Source organism: Nocardioides sp. NPDC057577 (genome assembly GCF_042801335.1).
GTDB lineage: Bacteria > Actinomycetota > Actinomycetes > Propionibacteriales > Nocardioidaceae > Nocardioides.
This window is the reverse complement of the sequence record NZ_JBHVGB010000331.1, coordinates 1-1,627: the sequence shown is the minus strand read 5'-3', so window position 1 is coordinate 1,627 and position 1,627 is coordinate 1. Positions and strand designations below refer to the sequence as shown.

The 1,627-nt window shown below is 71.2% G+C and carries 1 protein-coding gene; it reads right to left on the bottom strand.

What is annotated here, in order from left to right:
- The coding region (locus ACFU7D_RS29555; protein WP_378874074.1) for an MFS transporter at positions 1-1,536 on the bottom strand (1,536 nt) is incomplete at its 3' end.
- Between the last annotated feature and the right edge of the window lie 91 nt (positions 1,537-1,627).

Genomic DNA, 1,627 nt, shown 5'->3' with positions numbered 1-1,627 from the left:
CCCCGCACTCCCCCTGGGAGCAGCCGTCCTTGGCGCCCGCGAGGCCGAGGCGTTCGCGGAGCACGTACAGCAGCGACTCGCCGATCCAGGCGTCGCTGACCGGCCGGTCGGCGCCGTTGACGCGCAGCACGTAGGAGGCGGAGGGGTGTTCGTCGTGGTGGTCGAGGACGGCAGGGGGATGAGCATGGCCGCGAGGGCGGCACCCAGGGCGACGACGGTGAGGAAGCTGAAGCCGGTGACGTACCCCTGTTCGGTGGGGTAGCCCGACGGCAGGGTGTGCGCGGTGACCAGGGAGGTCATGACCGCGGTTCCGATGGTGCCGCCGACGGTGCGGATGTTGGCGTTCATCCCGGTGGCCACGCCGGTGTGCTCCGGCGGCACCGCGGCCACGACCGCGTTGGCGAGGTTGGCGAAGACCAGGCCGGTGCCGAAGCCGGAGAGCCCCGCGGCGATGCACATCTGCCACGGCTCGTCGTGGACGAAGGCGACCATCGCCAGGGAGACCGCGGTGAGCAGTCCGCCGATGACCAGGATGCGGCGCATCCCGATGAGCTCGGCGAGCCGGGCACTGACCAGCCCGCACAGGAACGAGGTGATGGCTGTCGGGAGCATCAGGTAGCCGGCGACGGTGACCGAAGCCCCGAACCCGTAGCCGGCCGACGGCGGGGTCTGGGTGAGCTGCGGGATGAAGCCGAAGGAGGCGTACATCGCGATGCCGATCAGCAGGGCGACCAGATTGGCGGTCCACACGCCGCGGCGGCCCATCAGACGCAGGTCGACCAGTGGCTGCCGTGCGGTCCACTCGACCCGGATCCAGGTGGCCAGGAGCACGACGGCGGCACCGAGCAGGCCGATGGTGGCCGGCGAGGTCCAGCCCCACGACGGTGCCCGGCTGACGCCGAGGAGGAGCGCGACCAGCCAACCGGCGAGAAGTACGGCGGGGAGCAGCGGGATCCGCTCGCCGGTGCGCACCGGGGACTCGGGCAACATCCGCAGCGCGGCGATCGCGGCGCCGGCCGCGACCAGCGCGGGCAGCAGGAACAGCGCCCGGAAGCCGAGCGTCGCGGCGACCGGGCCCGCCAGCACGATCCCGGCCGCGAAGCCCATCGAGAGCAGCGACGAGGTCACCGCGATCGCACCGGCGACGCGCTCCTTGGGCAGCTCGTCACGCAGGATCGCGAAGGCCAGCGGCAAGGTGCCGCCGCCCAGCCCCTGCAGGACCCGGGCGCCGATCATGACCTCGATGCTGGGGGCCGCTGCGGCGAGGAGAGCGCCGGCGGTGAGGGCGGCCAGGCTCCACACGTACATCCGGCGCTTGCCGAAGGAGTCGCCCATCCGGCCGATGATCGGGGTTGCGACCGAGGCCGAGAGCAGGAACGCGGTCAGGATCCAGGACGCCGTCGCCTGGTCGGTCTCCAGCTCGGTCTGGATCAGCGGCATCGTCGGCACGGAGACCGACTGCAGCAGGGAGTAGGAGCAGACGCCGATGGCGACGATCGCGAAGGTGAGGCGGGGGCTGGTGTGGGTCGTGGGCATCGGGCCAAAGTTTAGCTTGGCTAACTGTATTCTCTGAATCATTTCACCCGTGATCGCAGCCACGCGATCACGGAAGGCAGAAGCGCTCGCC